Source organism: Micrococcus sp. GbtcB5 (assembly GCF_019091605.1).
GTDB lineage: Bacteria > Actinomycetota > Actinomycetes > Actinomycetales > Micrococcaceae > Micrococcus > Micrococcus luteus.
In genome coordinates, this window is record NZ_JAGXJK010000052.1 from 1 (window position 1) to 3,941 (window position 3,941).

The 3,941-nt window shown below is 69.0% G+C and carries 4 protein-coding genes and 1 pseudogene; 2 read left to right on the forward strand and 3 right to left on the reverse strand.

The genetic code is table 11. From position 1 onward, the window contains the following. A pseudogene (locus KVS67_RS11190) lies at window positions 1-242 on the forward strand (hypothetical protein); the annotation flags it as partial. 16 nt (window positions 243-258) lie between these two features. Here the strand turns inward: KVS67_RS11190 and KVS67_RS11195 are convergent. The 3 genes from KVS67_RS11195 to KVS67_RS11205 form a co-directional block, all read right to left on the reverse strand. Next, on the reverse strand, window positions 259-1,188 hold the full coding sequence (locus KVS67_RS11195; protein WP_217565361.1) for a glycosyltransferase family 2 protein: 930 nt from the start codon (window positions 1,186-1,188) through the stop codon (window positions 259-261). Then, window positions 1,185-1,697 (reverse strand): DapH/DapD/GlmU-related protein, encoded by a 513-nt coding sequence (locus tag KVS67_RS11200; protein WP_217565362.1) that lies wholly within the window; start codon window positions 1,695-1,697, stop codon window positions 1,185-1,187. The genes KVS67_RS11195 and KVS67_RS11200 overlap by 4 nt, the downstream gene beginning before the upstream one ends. A 587-nt stretch (window positions 1,698-2,284) precedes the next feature. Then, entirely contained in the window at window positions 2,285-2,671 is a 387-nt protein-coding gene (locus KVS67_RS11205) for a glycosyltransferase family A protein (protein WP_217565363.1), read from the reverse strand. Window positions 2,672-2,745: 74 nt separating this feature from the next. Between KVS67_RS11205 and rfbA the strand changes: the two genes are divergently transcribed. Continuing rightward, the gene (gene rfbA / locus KVS67_RS11210) at window positions 2,746-3,615 is read left to right on the forward strand and encodes a glucose-1-phosphate thymidylyltransferase RfbA (protein ID WP_217565364.1); all 870 of its coding nucleotides are present in this window, start codon (window positions 2,746-2,748) and stop codon (window positions 3,613-3,615) included. Window positions 3,616-3,941 lie beyond the last annotated feature (326 nt).

Sequence of the window (3,941 nt, forward strand, 5' to 3'; positions counted from 1 at the left end):
AGCTGCTGTGGCCCGGCGCCACGCTGGAGATCTCGCCGACGGACCGTACGAGCGCCTGGGGGGATATCGCCGCGGCGGCCGAGGCAGGGACCCCCGAGAGGGCCGCCGCCCATCAGGCCCGAGCCCGGGCCGCCGTCGACTGGCGGTGGCGGCTTGTGGACCTGTGCCGAGCCCTGGGTTGGGACGACGCACAGGCCCGGGCCGTGGCGGCGACGCGGCTCCTCGCGACCTCCGACTGCTGAACCGGGCCCGCTCGGGTCAGTGTCGCAGCAGCCGGTAGCGGGCCATGCCCTCGAGAGCACCGACGTGGGCGCCGACGCGCGCCGCCCAGGCGAGCCGGCCGGCGCGGCGGCGGACGGTCGGCAGGGCGAGCACGCCGCGCACGGTCTCGACGGCGGACGCCTTCAGGCTCGGCCCCCGCATCCGGGTGTCGCGGTACCGGGTCCACAGGTAGATGCGACCGCGTTGCTGGATGCGCTGCTGCCGGAACAGGCTTCGTGGTTTGGACTTGAGCCGATAGTGGACGATCGCCTGGGGCACGCTCACCACCCGCATCCCGGCCTGCTGGGCACGCCAGGCGAAGTCTGGCTCCTCCGCACCGCCCGGATACGAGGCGTCCATCCCCCCGAGAGCGAAGTACGCCGATCGGTGGATCGCGAAGTTGCCCCCGGCCACTGTCGGGAGATGGCCGGCGAAGCCGCCAGGGTTCTCCTTTACCGTCGTCGGGCGGGCGAGCTCGTCGATCGCGGGGTCCGGTCCGATCCGGTAGGCGGCGAGGACCTCAGGCGAGTTGAAGCGCCCGTGGTGGAGGGCACCGGCGGCGATTCGAGAGGGATCGTCCGCGACGGCGTCAGTGAGGGATCGCGCCCACGCGGGGCCCACGAGGTCATCAGCGTCGCAGAAGAGCAGGATCCTCCCCCGCGCTGCCCGAGCCGCCATGTTGCGCCCGCGGGACGCGCTCGCCGGTCCCGAGGCGTCGACAACCCGCACGGTGAAGGGAACCGGCTCTTGCAACGCCGCCTCGCGCGTTCCGTCGGTGCTGCCGTTGTCCCCGATGACCACCTCAAAGGAAGGGGCATCCACCTGGGAGGCCAGGGCGCGCAGCTGCTCGGGGATCCACTGAGCGGCATCCTTCGCCGGGACGATCACACTGACGATCGGTGTACCGGCAACCGCCGACTCGCTCATGTGCCGACCTCCCCATCCACATCGCGAACTCGGCGGGCCGGCACACCGGCGTACAGGCCATTCGGCTCGCAGTCCTTGGTGACGACGGCTCCGGCCGCGATGATGCACCCTGCACCGACGTTCAGTCCCGGAAGGATGATCGCGCCAGCTCCGATCCACGTGCCGTCGCCGACCACCACCGGCTCCGGCCCGCCTTTTCCGGCCCGCATCTCCGGACCGCCGATCGAGTGCTTCGCGGTGATGATCATGGACCGCGGACCCATGTAGACGTTCCGCCCCAGGGCAACGGGGCCGTTGTCGATTAAGACCTCACGGTTGAGATAGCACCCCTCTTGCATGGTCAGCGCCGAGGGGTCCAGCACCCTCACTTCAGCGGAGAACCAGGAATCCTGGGCGCCCTGTAGGCCGAGCCGGGCGAGGAGGGCGGGACGCAGGCGGTTCGGGAGGACTTCGGAACGCGACGCGACGAGAAGGAGACGGCGAGCGGTGGCACCTCCGGGAATTTTCATGCGCGTTCCTCCCCCTGCTTCGTGCTGGCCATGCCGATCCCTAGGGCGCTGGTCGGCCGCCGCCTCCACGGCACACGTGCCTCGGCCTTGCCCCAAGCGTGACCTGCCGCGGTGTTCAAGCGCATCCACACGCCTGGCCAGTCACGCGGTTTGCGACCGGCCCCCATGAGAGCAGCGCTGCCGGCTGCGTACACCAGCTCGCCCCAGGGGCTGGGGAAATGCGAGCGAGCGTTCAGCCCATAACGGTCGGCAACCTGAGCATGGGCGTAGTCCGAGCGTCGGGCCAGTCGGGTGCGGAAGCGCAGGTCCCACTTCCCACGGAAGGCGATACGCACCGCAGGGGGCTTCATCCACCGCGATGCCCAGGCGGTGCGCCCTGACGCCGAAGTCGTTGTCCTCGTAGACCCCGCCCAGAGAGATGTCGAAGCCACCGACGCGTGTGTAGACGTCCCGGGTCGCACCGAAATCCCCACCTATCAGGACGGGAAACGCATCGCGAAGGTCTCCGGGGACCACATCCGTCCAGTCAGCCGTATCGCCCATCGCAGCGCGGATGCCCCCCAGCCCACGGGTCATCTCGGCGTCGCTCATGAGCTGGGCTCCGCCTGACCACAGGGACGTGGCGGAGAAGGCCCGCGCGCCGTTGCGGACCCCCACCAGCGCGAGACGACGTCGTCCGCGTCCGCGAACATGAGACGGCCCGTCCGCGCGGCGGCGACCCCCACGTTGCGGGCGTACCCGGGCCCCTGATGCGCCACGGCGGAGACGACGCGAAGGGGGTACGACACTCGATCCACCGTCCGCTCGACGAGTGCGGCCGTGCTGTCCGTCGAGTTGTTGTCCACGACCACGACCTCGAACTCCGGCGCCCCCTCCTGAGCAGTGAGTGCCTCGAGCTGAAGGCCCAGGACACGCTCGGCGTTGAAGGCGGGGATGATCACGCTGATCTCGGGCGTCGCGCTTGTCTGGCTCACAGGCCGATCGTGTCCCGGTAGGGTGCCCCATTGACGGGCAGTCACCAAGCGTTGAAGGGACATCGAGGTTACGTATGAAAGGCATCATCCTCGCCGGCGGCACCGGCTCCCGGCTGCACCCCATCACCCATGGCATCTCGAAGCAGCTCGTACCGGTCTACGACAAGCCGATGATCTACTACCCGCTGTCCACCCTGATCCTGGCCGGAATCAGCGACATCCTGGTGATCACTACCCCGCACGACGCAGAGCAGTTCCAGCGCCTCCTGGGCGACGGCTCCCAGTTTGGGATCTCGCTCAGCTACGTTCAGCAGCCCTCCCCGGACGGCCTCGCGCAGGCGTTCATCCTTGGGGAAGACCACATCGGCGACGAGCATGTCGCGCTCGTCCTGGGGGACAACATCTTCTACGGTTCCGGCATGGGCCAGCAGCTGCGCCGTCACACCCAGGTCGACGGAGCCACCGTATTCGGCTATTGGGTGGCAGACCCCAGCGCCTATGGCGTGGTGGAGTTCGACGACGCCGGCAAGGCGGTCTCCCTTGAGGAAAAGCCTAAAGAGCCCAAGACCAACTATGCGGTGCCGGGCCTTTACTTCTACGACAACGACGTCGTCGAGATCGCGAAGGGTCTCAAGCCGTCAGCGCGCGGCGAGCTCGAGATCACCGACGTGAACCGCACCTATCTGGAACGCGGCACCCTCAACGTGGAGGTCCTGCCCCGCGGCACCGCATGGCTGGACACCGGCACCTTCCATGACCTGAACGACGCGTCCAACTTCATCCGCACCATCGAGTCCCGGCAGGGTCTCAAGGTCGGGTCCCCCGAGGAGGTCGCCTGGCGTGAGGGCCTTCTCACCGACGACGACCTGCGCGAGCGGGCCCTCCCGCTCGTGAAGTCCGGGTACGGGAAGTATTTGCTCGACCTCCTCGAGTCTGGCCGCTAATCAAGCTCGGGGGCCGGGGGCTCGGCCGCCCCCGCGCCCCGGCCTCTCTAGCGCCGCCCCCCTTCGGCGTGGCGAACCAAGTGCTCCACACGTCTCCGGTTCACGTTCTCCCACGTCTCCGCTCCCACAAGCTCCAGGCCAGCCCGTCGCATCCGCTGATACTGCCCGACGTCAGACGCGGCCGCCAGCACCGCCTCAGCCAGGCTCCGAGCATCGCGCCGCCGTGCAGCGGCCCCGACACCGTTGTCCCGCACCAGCGGGGAGAGGGTCGCCTGGGGGAATCCGATTACCGGTGCGCCGCTGCCCAAGCTCTCGTAGTACGTGCA

Excerpts from the sequence above, each read along its gene's own strand:
- KVS67_RS11200 (WP_217565362.1), bottom strand. The coding sequence starts at position 1,697 with ATGAAAATTCCCGGAGGTGCCACCGCTCGCCGTCTCCTTCTCGTCGCG.
- KVS67_RS11195 (WP_217565361.1), bottom strand. The coding sequence starts at position 1,188 with ATGAGCGAGTCGGCGGTTGCCGGTACACCGATCGTCAGTGTGATCGTC.
- rfbA (WP_217565364.1), top strand. The coding sequence starts at position 2,746 with ATGAAAGGCATCATCCTCGCCGGCGGCACCGGCTCCCGGCTGCACCCC.